We start from the raw sequence: 20785 nt of genomic DNA, 5'->3' as shown, positions 1-20785 counted from the left end.
ACTATTAAAGCCGAAAATAAATTAGATATATGGAAAACACTTATCTACCCAATGAAAAGTGCTCTCAGATTTTCAGGGTAAAGCGAATTATTCCGGAAGTTGAACCTTTTCGCCGAGATGTTTCGGCCGGGTATCCAGGAAATTCACATCCAACCACATTTTTACCCGAGCGCCGACTTCGCGGATTTTGGTCTTAAATCCAGCTTGGATCTCCACATCCTCCGCATTGAAGCCATAAGCCTCCATGTCATTTGCCTGCGCGAGATAAATGGCGCGCTCATTTTGAAAGCGCTGGCTGATCACCAGAACCGTATTGGCGCCGAAGATTTCCTTCGCCCTGACCACTGAATCAAAAGTCCTCAGTCCTGCGTAATCACAGACAATGCGATCGCTTGGAACACCTTCTTCCATGAGAGCGGCACGCATCTTTTCAGGTTCGTTATAGTATTTACTCCGATTGTCACCGGACACGATCAAGGTCTCGACCTTTCCGGCATTCCATACTTTGACAGCGGCATCGATCCGATAGCGGAAATACCGGTTTTCACGCCCTTTATATCGATCTGACGTGCCGAAAACCAAACCCACCTTTGCCTCCGGAAGCTCAGAAATTTCATCAAAAAGCTTGCCTCGCGATGCCCAGCTAGCCGTGACATTTGCATAAACGATCAGACTGACAATCACCAAAAACAAGAGCAGACCGAGATAGAACAGCCGCTTGATCCAAGTGAACAGGGACGATTTTTTCTTTTCTTTCAATTTGCCGGAATCGCTGACGGTTCTACTTTCTTGGGCGGCCACTGAAGCAAAGATTTTACCGCATCCACAAATGGCGTGCCACAAGGATTTTCCGGAGCGATTACACGCAGGCGCGAGGAAGTCTCGCAGAAAGTAATTTCATCGAAACGTCCCAAAAGTTCTCCATCGATTTCTACCGGGACTTCACGATCAGACTTCACGGTGATGCACTCCGATTGGAAATAGCTCGTGGAAGCGGCCAAATCGATGCCACCAAGAGCGATCCCGTGAAGCGAATCCAGCACCAACCTGTAACCTGCTTCCTTGAAAACAATCACATCCAACTTGGAATCGAGGTTATTCGCTTTATGGAAAAGCTTGAATTGCCCTCCATACAATGAGCCATTTCCGCACAGCATTGCCACTCCGGTCTCACGCCTGCCCTCGGCGGTAATCACTTCTATCTTCGGTGGCGTTTCCCCAAGGACCTTAACGGCCGAGAGTAAATAGGCCAGCGGACCGAGCATTTTCTTGCTCTCCCACTTGGTCTCCTCAATCACCATTGCATCAAAGCCCACGCCCGCCATCTGGACGAAAGGAGCGCCATTGGCGGAGAAAAGATCCACCTCCCTGATCAGCCCCTGTTCGATGACTTCAAAGGCTTTTGGCAAACTGTTGGCGGGAATTCCCAGTTCCCTGGCAAAAACATTCATCGTCCCCGCCGGCATGACACCTAGCGCGGTATGACTGCCGGCAAGCCCGGAGACCACAGCATTCAGCGTTCCGTCGCCGCCTGCTGCAATCACCACGGGCTCGCCATCTGCAGCAAACTTTTTGGCCAAATCGACAGCTTCCTGTCCGGTATTTGTCGCATAAAGCGCAAAACGGTTGGCATGCTCCATCAAAAACTGACGCGCCCGATACCCCTTTTGACTGCGGGCGCGTGGATTGAATATCAGAGGATATCGCCGTGGGTGGGACATGATTAATTCATCGCTCATCTGGCATGAATCGGCAACCCGATTCCCCGCAAAGCATGCAAAACCAGATCCACAGGCAGTCCCATGACATTGTCGAAAGAACCATCGATGCATTTAACCAGCATCTCCCCGTGGTCTTGGATGCCATAGGCGCCGGCCTTATCAAGCGGCTGGGTTTTCCGGAGATATTCTTCGATGCGTGCTTCATCAAGCTCGTGGAAGGTTACAGCCGTGAGTCCGTGGGACTTCACTACTCCACCATCCGGGCCAATGATACAGAAACCCGTGCAAACCTGATGAACGCGGCCTGATAGGCGACGCAACATCCGCTGGGCCTCTTCCATATTCTTTGGTTTTCCCAGAGGTTCATCTCCGATGAAAACCAGTGTATCTGCCCCGATCACGACGGCATCCGGATGCTCTACCGCTACCGCAGCCGTTTTCAACCGGGCGTTCTCCTCGCACAAAGTGATCATCCCCAACGTTGCATCATGAATTTCCTCCGCCGGCGAAACGACGATATCAAATTCCAAGCCTGCGCTTTCCAAAAGTTCGCGCCGCCTTGGCGAACCAGATGCCAGAATCAATTTCATCATCCGAGTCGGTATTAGCCTTTGAAGGCAAAGGCTGGCACGCCTTTTACCCCAAGTCCGCGGATTCTGAAAACCCGGCCCGCATGTTCCTCTTCCTCGGTCTTGTGGACCCCGGTGGTGACATAGAGATCAGCCAATCCCGGCCCACCGAATGCACACGCGGTAGTTTCCAGGCAAGGTAGATCGATCTTTCTCAGTTCCTTCCCTGATTCCGGATCAAAGCACGTAACACACGCCCCATGGCAAAAGGCAATCCATAAGTTGCCATCACTGTCGATCGTCATCCCATCCGGTGAGGAATCATAGTGTGCCGTTGAGACTGCGCTACGTTCATTCGTGAACAGGCCGTCAGCGTAATCAAAGGCCAGAACCTCCTTCCGGGGAGTATCGATATAGTAAACGGTCTTTCCATCCGCAGACCATGCAATGCCGTTTGAATTTGTTACCGGTCCGTAGGCGTCATGGAGCGATAGATCTCCATCAAGCCGGTAGAGTTTCGCATCACCTTGCTTTTTTACCAAGCTGATCGTGCCAGCGAAAAAACGGCCGTCCGGCGAGCACTTTCCATCATTGAAGCGATTATCCGTCTTCCCCGGCTCGGGATCGGCTATCGCGGCAAGATCTCCACTCTTTTCTTCCAGGAAAAAGATGCCGTTATCACCTGCGATAACCAGCCCTCCGCTCTCGCGGGGCACGACTGTGCCAACCCGTTGACCGACGTCCCATGAAGTTTCCTCACCGGTTTCCGGACGATATCGATGCACGTGATGTCCCTCGATATCCACATAGTAGAGAGCATTTTTCCACCAGATTGGACCTTCGCCCCACTGTGACTTATGTGTTCCGACAACTTCGATGCTGATCATGCTTCGAGACTCTTGCGATTCTCCGTGGACTGACAATCGAAAACTGTTCTACGCCCTACCTAAACTTCTACGATCATCCGGCCACAGCTGCCATAGCACCTGTCAAATCAATTGCAGGTGCTAATAGTTATAAGACAGCGCCGGAGCGGATTAGGCAGGTATTAGATCTTTCACCGCGTCTCTTTCTTCCTTGAGTTCATTTACGGTCGCATCGATTTTTTCCCGGGAGAAATCATTTACCGGGACGCCCTGGACGACTTCCCAGGAACCGTCGTCTTTGGTTCGGATTGGCATAGATACGATAAGACCTTTTTCAATTCCATAGGAACCATCGGAACATACCGCTACGGAATACCAATCTCCTTCCGGAGTCGGGTTGATAAGGCTTTTCACTGTGTCCATCGCAGCGTTCGCCGCCGAGGCCGCCGACGAGGCACCACGGGCATTGATAATCGCCGCACCCCGTTGCTGGACCGTTTTGATGAACTCTCCCTCCAGCCAATCGCGGTCCGTGATCACCTCGGTGACCGGGCGACCCTTGATCTTTGCATTGGTGAAATCCGGGTATTGGGTTGCTGAATGATTGCCCCAAATGCAGAGGTTTGTGACATCGGAATTATGAACTCCTGCCTTCGCGGCCAGTTGACTTTTGGCACGGTTTTCATCGAGTCTCGTCATTGCAAAAAAGCGGTCGTTTGGCACTCCCTCCGCATTATTCATAGCGATCAATGCATTGGTATTGCACGGATTACCCACTACCAGCACCCGCACATCCTTTGAGGCGGAACGAGCAATAGCCTGGCCTTGCCCCGTGAAAATCTTACCATTGATCCCAAGTAAATCGGCACGTTCCATACCTGCCTTACGGGGCACGGAACCTATCAGAAACGCCCAGTTAGCGCCTTTGAAGCCCTCGTCCAGGTCCGTGGTTGCCACTACCTCATTGAGCAGCGGAAAAGCACAGTCCTCAAGTTCCATCACCACGCCTTTCAATGCCGGCAAGCCGGGCTCAATCTCGATCAAACGTAAATTTACCGGCTGTTCTTCGCCAAAAACAAAGCCCGATGCGATACGGAAAAGAATGGCGTAGCCGATCTGGCCCGCTGCCCCTGTGATGGAAACTGTGATTGGTTCTTTCATAATGGAATTTATTGAGATGTATGAACTCTAGGGAAAGGCCCTGCCCACGGCTAGCCGAATATGAGCTATTCCCGATGTCCTTGATGTTAGATGATAAACCTTTTGACGGCATCCCGTTTGAGACGCAGCTCACGCCATTCGTTGACCAAACGGCTGGCCTCGATGATTCCGCAGCCTGCTGGCAAAAGAACATCCTTTCCTTGCCACCATAATCCACGAATCGCCACCACCGCCTCGAAACGGCCCGCCTCCCAGACGCCGAACGGGGCACCGAATTCACTGGGACAGTCCAAGCGCTCCCGCCACTCATTGAGCATCGCCATCGTCTCATCGGTTCGTGGCAATGGGCCAAGAGCCGGTGTGGGATGCAGGCGCCGCAACAGTCTTTTAGGCTCCTGTTCACTCTCCAAATCCACAGAGATATTCGTGAGAAAATGGACGATCGATCCCAGATGGAGAATTGCCCGTTCCTGGCGCCTTAATCCCCCAAGGTCCAGCAACTTTGATACCAAGGTTTGGGCAACATATTCGTGCTCGCGGATCTCTTTTTCATCGACGCCGAAAACCTCCTCATCCTCTTCGCGTGCTGTTCCGGCCAAGGCCATGGTCTCCAGGTGAAGGCCTTTCATCGAAATCAAAAGCTCTGGCGTGGCCCCTGCAAATCCAGCATCGCCGTCGACCCAACCGTAAGTATGAAGGGGGGCGCTTTGTCTAGCCATCGCAGCCACAATATTTGCGCCGGCAGCATGTTTTGCGCGCCCCCGCTCAACAACCACAGGGACCGTCTTCTCGATCAAACCTTGGCGAATCCGATCCATAATTTCCTGAAATACCAAAGAGAATGGCATCGCATCCGGAGTGTGCCACTCGACTTCCAGCCCCCCCTCCCCAGCAAATCTGCTTTTGAAATCAGCGGCTGAAATCACCTCCGAATCAGCCGGGATTTGCCACGGGAAGTCTTCCTGGATCGCAAAATCACGTTTGAAAAAGGAAATTCCGTCTTCCAATGGCTCCTTTGCCGCTCGAAAAGGGCCATGACCGATCACCACAGTGCCATCTCGACGCGCTAACCAGGCAATCTGCGTGTTGGATTGATTCGCGAACGACTTCATGCACTGCTGCCATCGGCTGTGGATTTTCTCACCTTCGGGGCTTCCGGTTTTGAATCGGGAACGACCATCTCGATGGATTCCGCAGGAACCCAGCCCCGCGTCTTTGTCGCAAAGCCAATGTAGACCCATCTACCTGAGCGCTCTATAACCTCGGCGAGGGAGCCCTGCGGCGCATCAATAACTTCTGTCGATGTGCGCGATGCATCTGTATGTAAAGCCGTTCCTTTCCTCACAACCACCGCTTGTCTTTCAGCCGCTGCAAACTCGGCATCATCAGGATAATATCTCCAGCCGAGGCTCCCCAATGACATTAACAAAGGCCCGAGGACAAAAGCGATGACTCCTACCACACGCCAGCGAGAGCCGGCACGCGTGGCCGGAAAAATCAATAGACCTACCACTAATAGCCAGCCACCGGACCAAAGAATCCCTTTCCAGGTGGATAGTTCAATCTTTGCAAGGGAGTATTGGTAGGAAGGGCGTTTCACCGTAATTGCTCCATATTTTCGTTCGATGAAGCGCAGGTTTTGCAAGGATTCCGTATGGTTCCTTTCCCGTAGCAGGGCCCGTCGATAATATAGAGCGGCCTGGCCCGGCTCTCCCATTCGATAGGCCGCATTTCCGATGTTATAGAGCGTATCGGCGGAAAGCTGTTCGTAAGGGCCCGCATCGAGCCACTTTTTCGCGGCCTCCTCATACTTCGCTTCTTCGTAGGCGGTTTTGGCGGCGGTATGGATATCTTTCCCATTCGCATGCCCGGAAGTCGCGCCAAAAATGATCAGCAGCATGAATCCAAACGCCGCCTTTTTCAGATTTTTCAGAATTTCTCCACGGCGTGCTTTGCTTAAATCAGTCTCTTGCTTCGTAGCCCGATAGCATAACTGGTCCCGTTCCCTCAATATCCGGGCAAGTTCTTCATCCTCCTCACGGGGAAACCACTTTTCGATAAAGGCACCCGCCCTTTTGAGGAAAGTCACGCCATCAGCGCTGCGTAATTTCTCCACATCCTGTAAATCCTTACGCATTTCGATCTTCTCTTCATCACGCTCAAGCAAGTGCCCGAAACGCAGCCACAATGCTCTTAACATGAGCGCTACTGCGACAAGCACGCCGATCACCTTGGCGATGATACCGATCTTCCCGGTATTTGAATCTACCAACAGCGTCTTTGTATCGATTAGTCCCAGAATGTCCGTCATTCTTTCAACCGGCATCGGCAACGCTTGTGGCGGGCCGGAGGTCTCGAAATTACGTCCTCCAGTGGCCGGGGTCATATTGATCGAAATAGGTTCCGTCGTCACAGTTTCGTATTTCTCCTTTTCGGGATCGAAATAGACCAACCGGAAAGGAGGAATGGCGGTTTTCATCTCAAGAGGACGGATAAACTGACTGAATACCACTGTTCCATCCAGGTTCCGACGCTCATCACCGCGCTGATTCGGGGTTGCATCATAAATCTTCCAACCTTCCGGATCGATCAATTTGGGAGAGCGGAGATTGTCCAAATTCCCACTACCGGTAACGATCACATCAAGCGCCAGGGGCTCGCCCTCAGTCACCTCCGTATCTTTGATCGCAGTTCCAAGCATGAATTTCCCCACGGCATTATCGAAACCCTCGGGCGCCCCATTTGGCAGAGGCGCGGCCTCAAAGGTATGTTTTGGAATATCCAGAGTGGCCTGGACATCAAGCCGTTGGGCAAATTGATCGAACACCATTTTCGCATAGGTGATCCTTACTGTCGCGGGTCCGATTTCCACTTCTCCGGCTGATAACGGCGTCATCGTGGTCGGGTAAGAAAGGGAAATATATGGCTGACCCAGAAGATTCACCTCACCCCGTATTTCAGATGGCTCGAAACGCCAGACTGCCAGGTTTTTCCGGTCATATTCCGGCACCCCCCAGTCCTGTATATAGCGCGAAAGTTCACGAGGAATATAGATTTTTATCTCAGCGGGAATGGTCTGATTTTCAAAAACCTTGCTGTCACCCACCTTGATAACACTTGCGTATCGGACTGCTTCCTGGGCCTCGCGCGGTTTCCCCACTGCCTCGCCCCACTTCAAATCATTTGGGTCAAAAACGGAAAATTTGATGGGTTCGGTTTTTGACCGGACTCCATCCACAACCACTTCGAAGGGAGCAATCTCGTGCTCGCCGATCGCATAGCTGGAAACGATATACTGAAACACATATTCCAATCTCCTCCCCGGCAGCATTCTGGGAGTCGCAAAGCCCAGAGATTCGATAACCACATCCTTTACCTGTGGGATTCGGGGCATTTCGTCCGGTTCATCCTGTTCCACACGCACTTCGAGCAAGGATTTTTCCCCTCTGGCGAGAAAGGTGGATGCGAGACGCGTGCGAACTTCGGCTGCGTGTCCGACGGCCGCCAGTAATACGAACACGGCAAGTATTCTTAGAAACGATGCTTTCATAATTTACCAATCTTTCTCCGGATTTCTCAATTCTCTGCGGTTGCCGCGGTTCAACCTACCGTTTTCCAAGTCCGCGTTTTCTTTCAGCAGACGGCTAGCGCGTTCTTCGGCCGTTTCATTGGGATCGGCTCCGTCATCATGATCAGATTCCGACTCTTCCTCTCCGCTTTCGCCATCCTTTTCCTCATCTCCATCCTTACCATCATCCTCCTCATCGCCTTTATCCCCGTCGTCCTGGCCATCCTCATTTTCCTCGCCGCCGCTCCCATCACCTTCCTGCGGCTCGCCTTCCCCGCTTTCTTCGCCTTCCTGTGGCTGGCCCTGTCCTTCCTGCCCCTGGCCGGGTTGCGGCATCTGTTGCTCCAGCTCATCCTTTTCCTCCTTCAAAATCTCCGCCAGACGGGTCAGATATTCCATCGTGAGCTTCGCGTTGGTTTTCGGGCCTTCATCGGAAGGATAATTCTCAGTAGCCGATTGATAATGCCTGATTGCATCCGTCCAGTTCTGAATCACTGACTTGAACCGAGTATAACCACTATTCTCACCCTTTTCAGGCACATCGACCTCGCTCATCCTGGCAATCCGGTCACGCACCATTGCTTCGAATTTCTCCATCGAGGCATTTTCACCACCGTCATACGGAGCTCCAGCTATACCGATCCAACCCAGCTGGAACAGAGTGTTTCCTATTCCCTCATGCCCTTTGGCCGTCACCTTGGGTTCGTCCGAAAGCAACGCATCACTATAGGCTCCACGGGCCCCCCGATAATCCTGTGCTTCATAGGCCGCAAGTCCTTCACCGAGACGATACCTCGCAGCCTTTTCGTCCCCACCGTGTTGCTCCGCGAGCGAACGATAAATATCGCGGGATTTTATATAATCCTTAGCTTGGAACGCGCTTTTGGCCTCGCCTGGCAAATCAGCGGACGCATCCTGGAACGAAAACAAAACAAACAAGCCGACCCCCGGGCCGATGAGCTTTCTCCAGCGGGTTCCGGCAATGATCGAAGCCATCAGAAAAACGATCGCGGGAAGTAGCAACCATTGGAAAAATTCCACTACCACGCGGGTTTTTCCACCTTCCATCTCGAAAACGTCCAACCCCTGAATTGCAAGTTCCACCATCGCCGGAATATCCGCGCCACGGCCGGCAATGACATAACGGCCGCCCGTCTCATTTGCCAGTTTCCTCAAAACATTGGGTTCCAAGGTGCTCAAGACCTTTGCTCCGTTGCGATCCAGCAAGAATCCTCCCTGGAAATCGGAATGAGGCACAAAATCTCCGTCTTCCGTTCCCACACCGATCGCGAAAATCGTCACTCCGGCCCTCTCGGCTTCCGCGATGATTGTGTTGAGCTCACCCTCATGTTCCTCGCCATCACTGATCAGAATCAGCGCGTTATTCTTCTGCCCGGTTTCCTTCAACACCTCCGTAGCCAGCTGGATCGCGGAAGAAATATCCGAGCCACCCTGCGTCGGCGAGTATTCATCGAGCTGCTCTACAGTTTCCTGCAAAGCCACATGATCAATCGTCAAGGGAGCGGCTAGAAAAGACGTTCCAGCAAAACCCACCAGGCCGACACGGTCGTCTTTGAGAGTCTCAAGTAGCTCATAGATCACGATCTTTGCCTGCGAGAGCCGATCGGGCTTCACATCCCGCACCCTCATGCTTCGAGATAAATCGAGGGCAATCATCACATTTCTTCCCTCCGTCTTTTCACTTTTGACACCAGCATCCCCTTGCGGACGGGCGAGCGCTCCGACCAATGCGGCAATTGCCGCCAGCAACAAGACGAATGAGAGCCACCGGGGCAAAGGATGGGCGCGCCTGATGAGTTTCCCCCTTAAACGCTCCGCGGCAAAGTCATTCCACGGTTGTTTCGCGAAGCGGGCGACAAGGATCCCCCCGATTGCCAGGATCGGCACGAGAATCCACAGAAAAAGCCAGGCTGGATGCGCTAAATTCATATTCAGACCGTTGTTCTATTCAGAATAATAAAAACCGCGCTTCCTGTGGCAAATAGCAATGCCACACCAACAAACCATGGATAAAGCTCCCGGTCATCCGTAACGGTCAAACTTCGCGATTCCGTCTTTTCGAGATTATCGATTGTCTGGAAGTTATTCTCCAGATCCTCAAGGCTCTGCGCCCAGAAGTGCTCGCCACCCGTTTCCGCTGCAATTTTACTCAAGGTCGGCAGATCGAACTCCTGCCTTGGAAATCGCTGAATACTTCCGGAAACCCGCCCTTCCTTAGTGCCTATCGCAACCGTGTAGGTTCTTATACCGAGCGTTTTGATATGCTTCGCTGCTTCCAGAGGGGAAATCTTTCCGGAGTTACTAGCTCCATCGGTAATCAAAACGATGATCTTGCTTTTCGCTTCACGGTTATTGAGGCGGGTCGCGGCGGTAGCCAGCGCCGAGCCGATTGCCGTGCCCTGCTCCTGGACCGTTCCACTACCCCGGCGGTTGAGCTTCAGCCCATCCAGCCCCTGCCGCAACCAATCATGATCCAGCGTGATCGGGCTAACAGAAACCGGCCGACCCGCAAAGGCCACAAGACCAATACGATCATCCGGCCTACGTGAGATGAATGCATCGACAACCTGCTTCGCCGCGTCAATCCGGCGCATTGGCTGCCCCCGTAGGCGAAAGTCGTCGATATCCATCGAAAGTGAGACATCGAACGCCAGCATGATATCGATGCCACTGGCTATCCGGCTCTGGTATTCATTCCTCCAAACAGGCCGGGACATTCCGAGGATCGCCATGATCAACGCGCTGAAAGCGAGCGGGAAACCAATATTCCAGGAAAGCCGATTGACTTTTTTCCCCAGGCTCACGAGCACTCCAAGGTTCGGAAACATTACCGCACCCGCCGCTCCCTTGCCACGCCGTAGGATCAACAACATTAAAGCTGGCAGCATCAAGAGCAGCCAACCCGGCTGAGCCAAACGAAAATGGGATAAAAAACTCTCAATCATGCCGCGTGAATCCTTTCCAAAAGCGTTTTCCCCTCGGCTTTGATGCCTTCGGCAACGGGGTGGACATCCACAATATCCCCATCCGTCCCTGCCAGATCCGGATCCGCCTCTTTTCCCGGTCCGTATTTGAGCTCAGCCAGCTTGCTGAAAAATTCCGATGTTTCCTCACGGACATCATCCGGGAGCTCCGCCAGACTATCGTGGCGACCGATGAATTCCTCGTGCGTTTCAAATAATGCAGGCTCTTTCACAGTGCGTGCGAGATAGCCGCGCAGGATCAATGACACTCCTACCGCCATACCTCTTGGATCCATCTCACCAAGCTCGGCAAAATCGCTTTGGGCGGTCTTATATGCCTCCCGTTTTTCCTTATCTGGATCCTGGAAATTCTTGTTCCGACGGCTGTATATAAAAAGAGAAATGATGAGCACAATAATTGCGGCTCCAGCCAGATACCACCAGCCCTGAGCTTCCCATGTAGGGACTAACTCAAGAGCCTGCCGATCTTCCACCAGCTTCAATTTTTCAGCATCTACCATCACCTTCCTATTTCCGCCTTCTTCCCCTACGCTTGAGCAATTGATGCAACGCTGGCAACGTATCGTGATCTGTCATCAGAGTCGCAGTATCAATTCCGTGTTTCTTAAATACCGTTGCAGCGCCCTCAGCTTGTCTCTTCATTAGCTTTTTATAAGCCATCCGGAGATTTGGATTGCTGGTGTTCACCATTGTCTCGAACCCTGTTTCCGGATCAATGAGAACCACTCTTCCAGCATTCGAGAGCTCCTCTTCCAAAGGATCATTCACCCGGAGGGCCACGGTTTCGTGTTTTCTTGCCAGTTTGCCCAAGGGTTTATCGAGATTTTCCGCGTGGAAATCCGAGATCATGAATACCAGCGCCTTCCGTTTCAGCGATTTGATCAGGAAATTACACGCCTCCTCGATTGAGGTTCCTTTTTTTTCCGGTTTGGCCATCAGCACCTCGCGTATCATTCGCAACAGATGTTTTGTTCCCTTCGCCGGGGGGATGAACATCAGAGGCTCCTCCGAGAAGATTAGTAGACCGACTTGATCGCCGTTCTGCAGTGCACTGAAGCCCAGAATTGCCGCAATTTCGGCGGAAAGCTCACGCTTACTAAGGTGTTTGCTACCGAAATCCGCAGAGCCCGAGACATCAACGGCCATCACCACGGAAAGCTCGCGTTCCTCACGGAATTTCCGGACAAATGGTTCATTCATCCTCGCGGTAACGTTCCAATCGATAAAGCGGACTTCATCACCGTGTTGATACTCGCGGAAATCATCGAAATCCAAGCCCTGCCCCCTGAAGGAAGACAGATACTCCCCGGAAAATGATTCTCGGACCAGCCGCCGGGCCTTTAGCTCAAGCTGCCTCACGCGGGCCATCATTTCCTCAATTTGTTCCTCTTCGCTCATTGTTAGGTGACTATTTGGATTGTCAGGGAACAACTACTTTTGCGAGAATCCGGTCGATAATGGCATCCGTTGTAATTCCTTCGGCCTCGGCCTCGTAGGTGAGCAGAATCCGGTGACGGAGGACATCCAGTGCCATGTCCTTGACATCCTGCGGAGTAACAAATGCTCTGCCATTCATAAATGCTCTCGCACGAGCAGCTAGCGCCAGATTGATCGTGCCCCGGGGCGAAGCTCCCGCGCGGATCCAATTTTTCAGCGGAGCATCTATCTTCACCGGAAAACGGGTGCAGTAGATAATCTCCACAATATACTTCCGGATCGCATCATCAATGTAGACCTCATTCACCAAGTCCCGGGATGCGCTGACTTGTTCCGGCGTTGCCACGTTTTTGGTCTCGTAGCTGGGTGCGGATGTTGCCATCCGATTCAAAATTTCCAGCTCCTCATCTTTTGTTGGATAGCCAACATTCACTTTGAGAAGAAAACGATCCAGCTGGGCTTCAGGAAGCTGATAGGTTCCTTCCTGATCGATGGGGTTCTGCGTGGCGAGAACCAAGAACGGCTTTGGCAACGGATAAGAGCGATCCCCGAGAGTCACCTGCTTCTCCTGCATGGCCTCAAGCAATGCTGACTGAACCTTCGCCGGTGCACGGTTAATCTCATCGGCTAGGATCAGATTGTTGAAGATCGGGCCTAGCTTGGGCTCGAATTTTGCGTCTTGCGGATGGTAAATCATCGTTCCTACCAGATCCGCAGGAAGTAAGTCGGGTGTGAACTGGAAGCGCGCGAACGATGCCGAAAGAGAGCCTGAGAGAGCCTTGACCGCCAGAGTTTTCGCCAAGCCCGGCACACCTTCCAAGAGGATGTGTCCATTGCACAGGAGCCCGACCAGCAATCGATCCACCAGGCTTTCCTGCCCCACCAACACATTGGCCATCTCCGCTTTCACCTGGCCAATCCATCCACTGCTCTGCGCGATTTTTTCCTGTAGTTCTTCGGTTGTCATAGCTAACACGGAAGACTCTGCCATCCTCATCGGCATGTGCAACAGAAACGTCGCGGGAGATTCAGACTAACGGCGCGTCTGCATAGCGGTCGGTTCCCCGCAATACTGGCACCGAAAACAATTTTTAAATAAAATCGACAGCGCGACACGCAGCCGATAGCTGCCAAATATTTTCTTCGCAGATCTATGCTTAGAACATCTCCGGTTCACCAATGGAGTCACCATACATAACGGACATCTCAGACGTCCTCCGACCATAAATCCGATTAGGATCAGGCAAATAAAAGCCATCAAAAAGGCGCCCGAGAACACGAGCCAGTAATCATTGCCCGTAAAGACTCCATACGCGAGCAAACCGAGGACCAGAGGAATACAGCAAAAGGTCAAAACCACGGCAACCGAAGCGATCCGGAATTTTCTCAATATAGATCTCGAGGGCAATTTATGCATAAAATTCAAATCTATTATTCATAAGTAATCTAACAACTACAATTATCCAATGACTATAATTCACAAATCATCATTGAATATTCGTCCATCGCCCCTTCATTTTTTTCTTAAAATAATTGCAATTCACACTCTCCTCGTTCGCTGTCTGAAGCCGCTGCCGAGGATGACAGAAATGAATCGATGAAGGTCAGTAGTTCAAATGTCGGATCTTCCTTACATGCCAGAATTCGCTGCAGCTTGATTCGCCAGAATTCCGCGTCCTTCTCCCCTGTTCGAGCAAGAACCAATGCCAATTCCGAGAGCCTGCCGCTAATACTCAGCTGCTTACGGGTTCGCTTGAGCCAGATATTGAGAAATGGCTTTGGAGGACGCTGGCTGGACATGACTCCAACCTAAGCGGAAACGGCACCGGGTCAACACGGACGAAGCATTTGGAAGGAACAGCGATTTTGCCTTGCAGCCATTGCACTTGCGGCTAGGCTGCGTGTCAGCAAGCATCCATAACGGGTGCCTGCTGTAACAACCAACACAACTTAATTACTATGAACATGATCAAACTTGTCATCGTTGCCTCTCTCGCAGCCTTCTTCGCGGCTTCATGCTGCCCTAGCTCTCCAGCACCAGCTCCTGCTTACCAAGCACCAGCCAAGTAACACATCTTATTCCTGTCCGTTCATTCACTCTGAATCAGATGGTTTCGAACGGACGGGAATTTTTCAGATCATTTGCGATCAATTTTCTTTTCAACAAAAATCCACCACGATAAACAAAGCCCACCATGATTCGTTTGCTATTTGCCATCTCCGCCAGCGCCATCGCAGTTCTTGCCTCTTCTTGCGGCTGCTGCACGAGTGATTCAAAAGCGCCAGGACTCCGCCCTCTTCCGCAATTCCAGGAAATTGAAAGCGCACCTGTAGAAGTCGAATATTCGAAATAATTTCCGGACATTCCATACCATTTTCAATAGAGAGCTCCTTGTCTTCAGAAGACTCGGAGCTTTTTTATTACCCTTGTCATCCCGTCCATCCCCATCGGAGGCTCCCTTCCTCATGAGTTCATGGCACGGGCGATTTACTCTGCCATATCACCGATAATAAGTTGCGACAAATCCCTTGGCGGCATTTAATTAGCCCAGATGTCAGGCAACGCAGAAACCGGTAGGATCAAAGCAGCAAAGGGGCTCTGGATGATTGCCGCTTTGGCGATAGTTATCGCCGGACTCAAGCTGGCCCAGGATTTTTTCATTCCTATCCTCATCGCGTTCTTTATCGCGACAGTGAGCTTCCCCCTGCTTCATTTTTTGCGGAAAAAAAAAGTCCCCCGGGCCATCGCTGTGATGATGACGGTCGGGTTCGATTTCATCTTTCTCGCAGCGCTCGCCGTGCTAGCCATCACATTGGTCGGAGATCTACAGGAAAAGTGGAACAGCCGATATGCGGCGGAGGTTTCCAACCAGATCCGTGAAGGATCGGAATCTTTGGTTTTAAAACTCAACGAATATGGCGTTCCGGATGCAGAAACCAAAATCTATGAGGTCGTGAACAACAATGTCGCGAATTTGCAGAATATTCGTTTCGAAAAGATATGGGATGTGGGAACCGGGGTATTGGGCCGGGTCGTTGGCTTTTTGGGCACCTCGCTGATTACTCTGATTCTCACCGTATTCATGCTGAGCGAAGCCCGAATGTTTGGCAGAAGGTTCGAGGCAATAAGCAAAGCCAGGGGACCAAACCTAACGAAATTATTGAGCGCGACCCGTGATATCCAGAGATTTCTCGCTATAAAAACCGGAGTTAGCGTAATCACCGGGCTATTGGCGGGAACCCTTTGTTGGGCGGCAGGGCTGGACTTCTACGTTCTCTGGGGAATTCTCGCTTTTTTCTTCAATTTCATCCCGGTTATCGGATCAATTGTGGCGGGAGTGCCGCCGACAATCCTCGCACTGTGTATTGCAGGTTTGCCGAATGCGGTTCTCGTTGCAGGCGGCTATTTACTCATCAATAATTTCCTGGGGAATTTCGTCGAACCAATGCTCGTAGGGCGTCGTTTTGGTATTTCTACGTTGGTCGTGGTAATTTCTGTGGTTTTTTGGGGATGGCTGTGGGGACCGCTTGGGATGCTGCTTGCAGTGCCGTTGACAATGGTTCTAAAGGTTATCCTGGAAAGCAGCGACGAATTCCGTTGGATCGGGATCGCCATTTCCGCAGAGCAACCTGCAGGCTCAGCTGAAAAGAAATTACTCGAAGTCACACCACCTGCGAAAATATCGCCGTCAAGCGAGTCTCATTGAGCTAGCCCTCTGTGATTTTATTTGCAGGCTTGTCGCGTCTGTTCGAGGTCACCCCGATTTCAAACAGCACCCTCGATCGAAAATATGAATACGAATTTTTATCAGAAACTGGCAATTGGTGCCCTGGTCTCGGTTCTTCTACTGATTTTTGTCGGGGCCATTGTCCGGGTGAGCGGAGCCGGAATGGGCTGTCCGGATTGGCCCACCTGTTGGGGACTGCTAATTCCGCCAACCCACGTCGAGCAGGTCGATTTCGAAAAGTTGCCAATCGAAAAATTTCAGAAAAAGGCAGAAAGAATGGGAAGGGATCCAAACCTGATCACCGAAGAATCCCTTAGAAAGGAGTTCAACCCGCGCCATGTCTGGACCGAATTTGTAAATCGCATGTGCAGCCTACCGGTCGGCATTTTTTCGCTCGCCACCTTCATCGCTTCTTTCTGGCAGCGAAGGGAACGACCTCATATTTTCTGGCTCTCGTTCTCGGCTCTTTTACTTGTATTGGCCAATGCGATCATGGGTGCGCGGGTCGTTTACAGTGGCCTTTCGCCCGGAGTGCTGACAACGCATCTGGCTCTCGCAATGTTGTTAATCTGCGTCCTGGTTTACTGCGTGTGGGCAGGGACTAGTCAACCTCTCAAAATCCCGGTTAAAAAAGATGCTTTCCTAACACGCTTTCTCATTGCCGCACTTTTGGTCACCACAATCGCGGAAGGAATCATGGGCTCCCAGATCAGGGAAATGACGGATGAGTTGGCGAAATTCCATTTGAACTCACCTCGTTCAACCTGGATCGGCGAGCTTGAAAATTCCAGTCTCTACCTCATTCACCGGAGTTTTTCGTGGATCATTCTGCTACTCACCTTATGGACGTTCTTGTTGGTGAAAAAGAACCAGCCATCAGGGCCTTCACCTACTCAATATGGAGTTTTGGGAATCGTTTTATTCCAAATGATCCTGGGGCTGATTATGGCTCAATTTCATATCTATTCCTGGGTTCAGGTCCTTCATGTGGGCTTGGCAGCCATATTGCTAGCCCTGATCTTCCGCTGGCTGCTCACAACGCCAAACAAAAACGCCCTACTGTGTGAGCAGTAGGACGTCGGGTTGTTAAAGGAAGTTTAACCTTCACCCAGGCTCCGGACCCCACGACCTCCGCCGTTGGATCGATTTCCACGACTGTGATCGCTCCCGCCACGGTCGCCTCCGCCACGTTGAAACCCTCCATCACGTCCTCCACCCCTGATCGGCGGAACCGCTCCGGAATTACCTCCTCTATCTGGTCTCCCGAAAGATTCGCTACGGCCGGATGAACTGGACGAACCACGGCTTCTCATTCGATCAATCATCTCTTGCCGGGATCGTGAAGAGTCACTGCCACGTCCTCTATCTACACTCCCGCGATTCGGAATCGCGGGTATCGGGGTGGAAACGGAAGTATGTCCTCGTGTGTAATCCGGGCGGCTTCCCCCGCGTCCGCTATCGCCACGGGAATTATCCCGTTGGAAGTGATCCGGCCTCCTACCACGATCGGGAGTTACCGAAGGTGATCTTCCTCGATCCCCAAAGATGCTTCCATTCCGCCCATCGGATTCCCTCCGTCCGCCAAACGAAGAATGGGAATCCCTGTGGCTCCGCGAAGAGGACTCGACGCGAACATTTTTTGACCAATCCCGGCCCAATCCTTGGTATCTTGAGCTACGATCGTGGTAATTTGTCAGATTGTAGGTGCGTATTCTGCTCGGAGGGGGACAATAGTTGCTCCCCCGATGCCAACCGTGTGGATGCGGTGCCCCGTATACGTAACGGGGCCGATATCCGACCGGGTAGTATCCGTATAAATAAGGATCATAATAAGCCCGGCGGGTATAGTCATAATAAGCTCCGGCATACGGATCATAACCCCATCGGGAGCTTCCAGTGCTGACAAATAAAGAGGTCGAGAAGTTAGAACTTCCATAACCGTAGCCATCACCGTATCCGCCGGAATACGATGTGCCCGAATAATACGGATCATAAGCACAGGACGACACTGCAAAAGCAGAGACCCCGGCCACCAATCCCAGCAACAGTGCGCGATGAATTCTCATAACTCATTTTAGACAGAATACCCATCGAGTCTATTCAACAATTTTTCGTCCAGGGATTTTCCTGAGGTATCGGAGCGTCGATTAAAATCGTTTTGATCTGTCACCGCGGCCTGCAGCTGCGGGGATCACCCAACCGAATATCCAACCTCAAAATGCCGCAGTGCGGTAAATGCGATGTATTGACATTATATTCTTGCGAAAATCCCTAATTCGGTCACTTTTCTAGTAAATCAACACTAAAAACCCAGAAAATTTTGATGAAAAACCCTCAAAAAGAATACAATACCGCCATCTATCGAGCGAGAGAGCAAGGAGGATTCTCACTCGTGGAGGTTCTTGTCGTTATCGCAATCATTTCTGTGCTTATGACTGCTGGGGCGATCGGTCTCGGCAATTTGACCGCCGGCAAAGGGACAACCAGCGCCATTGCCGCATGTGAGTCGCTTTTCGAGGAAGCTAGAACGACCGCGATCTCGAAACGCGCCAAAACCCGGATTATGGTTGATGTCCAGAACATCAATTCTGATTCCTATCTCCGTCGGGTTGTTATCGCGCATGAAAAGGTCAACGCCGATGGCACCGTGCAAGCTGGACAATGGGTATTGGCAAATCGAGGATACACGATGCCTCCAGGCACCTTTTTCAGCCGGGTATTTTCAGTCAAGGAAGCTGGTGGAGCCATGGATCAGGCGTCCATTACCCTAAAAAGTGAAGCAGGAGCGAACATGTCTGACTATTCCGGTAGATATGTGTATTACGAGTTCAATGGTGAAGGGATTTTCCAGCAACCTGGTGCCAGCTTCATTATAGCCTCAGGAGCCCGCCCCAAGGGTAGAGAGCCTCTCATTACTGCTTCAGCGAAGAGGGATTTTGCGGGGTTTGTGATCTGGAGAAATGGAAGGACATCATCATACCGGAGCCCAGATCAAATGAACATTCCGCAAACCACAAAGAACTTCTAATCCAATGAAAAACCCTATCGTTATATCTTATCGGCATCGAATGCATCCTGCCTCCAAAGGCTTCACGCTGATGGAAACTGTGATTGCCATCGGTGTGCTTGCAGTGCTACTCACCGGTTTCCTCGCCGTCTTCACCCCGGCAGCACAGGGTATCCGCCGTTCGATAAGCTCTCAGCAGGCAGATCGCCTGGCTACAGGATTGGAACAAGAACTGGTTACCCTGAGGCCTGGCCAGGAGACTGGCACAATAAAAACGGGATTTGACAAAGGCTTCGAGTGGATAAAAGACGCTGGTAACCCAAATAGTGCTCTCTTCGTTTACCAGTATCGCGGTGATATTTCCTCACTTAGGACGGATGGGACACCTGAGCCTATGGACGCGATCGAAGGGCAGCCTGGGGTGGACTATGTAATCCAATCGATGGTGCGTAAGGCTAATGATCCTGAGTTCACCGAAGATCTGCAGGCGATTGAAGGAACCATCTTTTATGTCAAGCCGACCCAACTTATAAGGAACGAAGATAAAATGTCTCTGGGCAAGATTGGTGAAATTTCAAATCCGAAAGGTGAGAATCCCGCCAAAGCTTCGAGCGCAAGCGAATATAAGGATGCGGTGATCACTTTTACTGCTGAATTTTATGGTGTTCCAACAAAAGCGTCTTCCTATCTTACCGGCACAAAGTTCAGGGATCGCTTCAATAGTGCGAGAAACCCTATCTTCACACGCAATCTGGCAATCCGTCGTTGAACCCATCAATTTCTCACTTCAATGAAAACCCAATACACTAGACGCAATCCAGGTTTCACCCTGATCGAGTTACTTGTTGCGATGGCGATTACGACGATTATCGTCACCATTCTCGTTTCGATCACTTCACTCTCCCTTGATACCTGGAACAGAAATCGTTCTGAAATCCGTGCCGCACGTCAGGGAAAGGCGATGCTCGACACGATGGCGAGCGATTTTGAATCCATGGTATCACGCAATGGGAATAACTTCGAATGGCTGTATGCGGAGTCAGCCCCTTCAACCGATGGCCCTAAAAAGGTAGCAAGCCCGAATTCGGTGAATCTTTTCTTCCTTACCGCTGCCAGCGATCGCTATGAGGGTCAGATCGGAACAAATACCGATGCGGGAGGAGATATTTCAGGGGTTTCCTATGAACTTGCTTATAAGGATCCAATCGATGGAGCAGCGGACGATGACTACAAAACCTTCGTGTTGTATCGTAAACTAATTGATCCTGACGATACGTTCACCGATCTCTTGGGGGAGACTTCCCTACAGACCGCATTCGAGGCAGCAGGTGGCGCGGCGGACGACGAGGAAAACTTCATCTGTGAAAATGTCTTCCAATTTACCATTACCTTTCATGTGGATGTGACAATCGCCTCCGGAAACACCCAGCAGACTATCAGTGTCGCTGTGCCGGTAGGTCAGTCGGACAGCCAGACGGATGAGTTCTCTATCACGGGCTCAGGTATTGAAACCACCTATTCCATCACTAACCCCTCGGTAAGCGCCGATCAGCTACGGACCGGCAGGGTTTCCGCAGTTGAGATTTCCCTGACTGTTTTGACTGACTTTGGAATGCAGCAAATGCGTCGTAGAAGTATTTCGGATGACGATATTGATGATTTCATTGCCCAGAATTCATATCAATATTCCAAGCTGATTCCGGTTCCCGGAAGCTGATCCACT

At 51.4% G+C, this 20785-nt stretch carries 18 protein-coding genes; 5 read left to right on the top strand and 13 right to left on the bottom strand.

Annotation, left to right across the window (positions count from 1 at the left end; all coding sequences use genetic code 11):
• Positions 1 to 87: 87 nt before the first annotated feature.
• The 13 genes from ACFSSA_RS11035 to ACFSSA_RS10975 form a co-directional block, all read right to left on the bottom strand.
• Positions 88 to 723 carry a SanA/YdcF family protein gene (locus ACFSSA_RS11035; protein ID WP_386820530.1) on the bottom strand — a complete coding sequence of 212 codons (636 nt, stop codon included), beginning with the start codon at positions 721 to 723 and terminating at the stop codon, positions 88 to 90.
• A gap of 32 nt (positions 724 to 755) precedes the next feature.
• Positions 756 to 1739: a diacylglycerol/lipid kinase family protein gene (locus ACFSSA_RS11030; protein ID WP_386820504.1), complete on the bottom strand. Its 984-nt coding sequence runs from the start codon at positions 1737 to 1739 to the stop codon at positions 756 to 758.
• Positions 1736 to 2314 (bottom strand): Maf family protein, encoded by a 579-nt coding sequence (locus ACFSSA_RS11025; RefSeq protein ID WP_386820503.1) that lies wholly within the window; start codon positions 2312 to 2314, stop codon positions 1736 to 1738. The genes ACFSSA_RS11030 and ACFSSA_RS11025 overlap by 4 nt, the downstream gene beginning before the upstream one ends.
• An 11-nt stretch (positions 2315 to 2325) precedes the next feature.
• Positions 2326 to 3177 carry an SMP-30/gluconolactonase/LRE family protein gene (locus ACFSSA_RS11020; RefSeq protein WP_386820502.1) on the bottom strand — a complete coding sequence of 284 codons (852 nt, stop codon included), beginning with the start codon at positions 3175 to 3177 and terminating at the stop codon, positions 2326 to 2328.
• A gap of 150 nt (positions 3178 to 3327) precedes the next feature.
• The gene (locus ACFSSA_RS11015) at positions 3328 to 4317 is read right to left on the bottom strand and encodes a malate dehydrogenase (protein ID WP_386820501.1); all 990 of its coding nucleotides are present in this window, start codon (positions 4315 to 4317) and stop codon (positions 3328 to 3330) included.
• Between the two features lie 86 nt (positions 4318 to 4403).
• Entirely contained in the window at positions 4404 to 5429 is a 1026-nt protein-coding gene (locus ACFSSA_RS11010) for a chorismate-binding protein (protein ID WP_386820500.1), read from the bottom strand.
• Positions 5426 to 7867: a hypothetical protein gene (locus tag ACFSSA_RS11005; protein WP_386820499.1), complete on the bottom strand. Its 2442-nt coding sequence runs from the start codon at positions 7865 to 7867 to the stop codon at positions 5426 to 5428. Before ACFSSA_RS11005 ends, ACFSSA_RS11010 begins: the two co-directional genes overlap by 4 nt.
• 3 nt (positions 7868 to 7870) lie before the next feature.
• On the bottom strand, positions 7871 to 9835 hold the full coding sequence (locus ACFSSA_RS11000; protein WP_386820498.1) for a vWA domain-containing protein: 1965 nt from the start codon (positions 9833 to 9835) through the stop codon (positions 7871 to 7873).
• Between the two features lie 2 nt (positions 9836 to 9837).
• On the bottom strand, positions 9838 to 10851 hold the full coding sequence (locus tag ACFSSA_RS10995) for a VWA domain-containing protein (protein ID WP_386820497.1): 1014 nt from the start codon (positions 10849 to 10851) through the stop codon (positions 9838 to 9840).
• Positions 10848 to 11393 (bottom strand): hypothetical protein, encoded by a 546-nt coding sequence (locus ACFSSA_RS10990; RefSeq protein WP_386820496.1) that lies wholly within the window; start codon positions 11391 to 11393, stop codon positions 10848 to 10850. Before ACFSSA_RS10990 ends, ACFSSA_RS10995 begins: the two co-directional genes overlap by 4 nt.
• Positions 11394 to 11397: 4 nt before the next feature.
• Positions 11398 to 12288: a DUF58 domain-containing protein gene (locus tag ACFSSA_RS10985; protein ID WP_386820495.1), complete on the bottom strand. Its 891-nt coding sequence runs from the start codon at positions 12286 to 12288 to the stop codon at positions 11398 to 11400.
• A gap of 22 nt (positions 12289 to 12310) precedes the next feature.
• Positions 12311 to 13294 carry an AAA family ATPase gene (locus ACFSSA_RS10980; RefSeq protein ID WP_386820494.1) on the bottom strand — a complete coding sequence of 328 codons (984 nt, stop codon included), beginning with the start codon at positions 13292 to 13294 and terminating at the stop codon, positions 12311 to 12313.
• Between the two features lie 557 nt (positions 13295 to 13851).
• Positions 13852 to 14127, bottom strand: a complete 276-nt coding sequence (locus tag ACFSSA_RS10975; protein WP_386820493.1) for a hypothetical protein — start codon at positions 14125 to 14127, stop codon at positions 13852 to 13854.
• Between the two features lie 752 nt (positions 14128 to 14879).
• Between ACFSSA_RS10975 and ACFSSA_RS10970 the strand changes: the two genes are divergently transcribed.
• From ACFSSA_RS10970 to ACFSSA_RS10950, 5 genes are all read left to right on the top strand, one after another.
• Complete coding sequence (locus ACFSSA_RS10970) at positions 14880 to 16034, top strand: AI-2E family transporter (protein ID WP_386820492.1); 1155 nt, start codon at positions 14880 to 14882, stop codon at positions 16032 to 16034.
• Between the two features lie 84 nt (positions 16035 to 16118).
• Positions 16119 to 17129, top strand: coding sequence for a COX15/CtaA family protein (locus ACFSSA_RS10965; protein WP_386820491.1), 1011 nt, complete (start codon positions 16119 to 16121; stop codon positions 17127 to 17129).
• A 1249-nt stretch (positions 17130 to 18378) separates the two neighbouring features.
• The gene (locus ACFSSA_RS10960) at positions 18379 to 19083 is read left to right on the top strand and encodes a pilus assembly FimT family protein (protein WP_386820490.1); all 705 of its coding nucleotides are present in this window, start codon (positions 18379 to 18381) and stop codon (positions 19081 to 19083) included.
• 4 nt (positions 19084 to 19087) lie between these two features.
• On the top strand, positions 19088 to 19831 hold the full coding sequence (locus ACFSSA_RS10955) for a type IV pilus modification PilV family protein (protein ID WP_386820489.1): 744 nt from the start codon (positions 19088 to 19090) through the stop codon (positions 19829 to 19831).
• A gap of 21 nt (positions 19832 to 19852) precedes the next feature.
• On the top strand, positions 19853 to 20779 hold the full coding sequence (locus ACFSSA_RS10950) for a PulJ/GspJ family protein (RefSeq protein WP_386820488.1): 927 nt from the start codon (positions 19853 to 19855) through the stop codon (positions 20777 to 20779).
• Positions 20780 to 20785: the final 6 nt, after the last annotated feature.

The sequence above is a fragment of the Luteolibacter algae genome, assembly GCF_042683045.1.
In the GTDB taxonomy this organism is placed as follows: Bacteria; Verrucomicrobiota; Verrucomicrobiia; order Verrucomicrobiales; family Akkermansiaceae; genus Luteolibacter; species Luteolibacter algae.
This window is presented reverse-complemented; position numbering and strand designations above follow the sequence as displayed.

Bases quoted from the DNA above. Each gene is read 5' to 3' on its own strand.
- ACFSSA_RS11020 (WP_386820502.1), bottom strand. From the start codon at position 3,177: ATGATCAGCATCGAAGTTGTCGGAACACATAAGTCACAGTGGGGCGAA.
- ACFSSA_RS10995 (WP_386820497.1), bottom strand. From the start codon at position 10,851: ATGATTGAGAGTTTTTTATCCCATTTTCGTTTGGCTCAGCCGGGTTGG.
- ACFSSA_RS11030 (WP_386820504.1), bottom strand. From the start codon at position 1,739: ATGAGCGATGAATTAATCATGTCCCACCCACGGCGATATCCTCTGATA.
- ACFSSA_RS10950 (WP_386820488.1), top strand. From the start codon at position 19,853: ATGAAAACCCAATACACTAGACGCAATCCAGGTTTCACCCTGATCGAG.
- ACFSSA_RS11010 (WP_386820500.1), bottom strand. From the start codon at position 5,429: ATGAAGTCGTTCGCGAATCAATCCAACACGCAGATTGCCTGGTTAGCG.
- ACFSSA_RS10975 (WP_386820493.1), bottom strand. From the start codon at position 14,127: ATGTCCAGCCAGCGTCCTCCAAAGCCATTTCTCAATATCTGGCTCAAG.
- ACFSSA_RS11005 (WP_386820499.1), bottom strand. From the start codon at position 7,867: ATGAAAGCATCGTTTCTAAGAATACTTGCCGTGTTCGTATTACTGGCG.
- ACFSSA_RS11025 (WP_386820503.1), bottom strand. From the start codon at position 2,314: ATGATGAAATTGATTCTGGCATCTGGTTCGCCAAGGCGGCGCGAACTT.
- ACFSSA_RS11000 (WP_386820498.1), bottom strand. From the start codon at position 9,835: ATGAATTTAGCGCATCCAGCCTGGCTTTTTCTGTGGATTCTCGTGCCG.
- ACFSSA_RS10965 (WP_386820491.1), top strand. From the start codon at position 16,119: ATGAATACGAATTTTTATCAGAAACTGGCAATTGGTGCCCTGGTCTCG.
- ACFSSA_RS11015 (WP_386820501.1), bottom strand. From the start codon at position 4,317: ATGAAAGAACCAATCACAGTTTCCATCACAGGGGCAGCGGGCCAGATC.
- ACFSSA_RS10960 (WP_386820490.1), top strand. From the start codon at position 18,379: ATGAAAAACCCTCAAAAAGAATACAATACCGCCATCTATCGAGCGAGA.
- ACFSSA_RS10980 (WP_386820494.1), bottom strand. From the start codon at position 13,294: ATGACAACCGAAGAACTACAGGAAAAAATCGCGCAGAGCAGTGGATGG.
- ACFSSA_RS10970 (WP_386820492.1), top strand. From the start codon at position 14,880: ATGTCAGGCAACGCAGAAACCGGTAGGATCAAAGCAGCAAAGGGGCTC.
- ACFSSA_RS10985 (WP_386820495.1), bottom strand. From the start codon at position 12,288: ATGAGCGAAGAGGAACAAATTGAGGAAATGATGGCCCGCGTGAGGCAG.
- ACFSSA_RS10955 (WP_386820489.1), top strand. From the start codon at position 19,088: ATGAAAAACCCTATCGTTATATCTTATCGGCATCGAATGCATCCTGCC.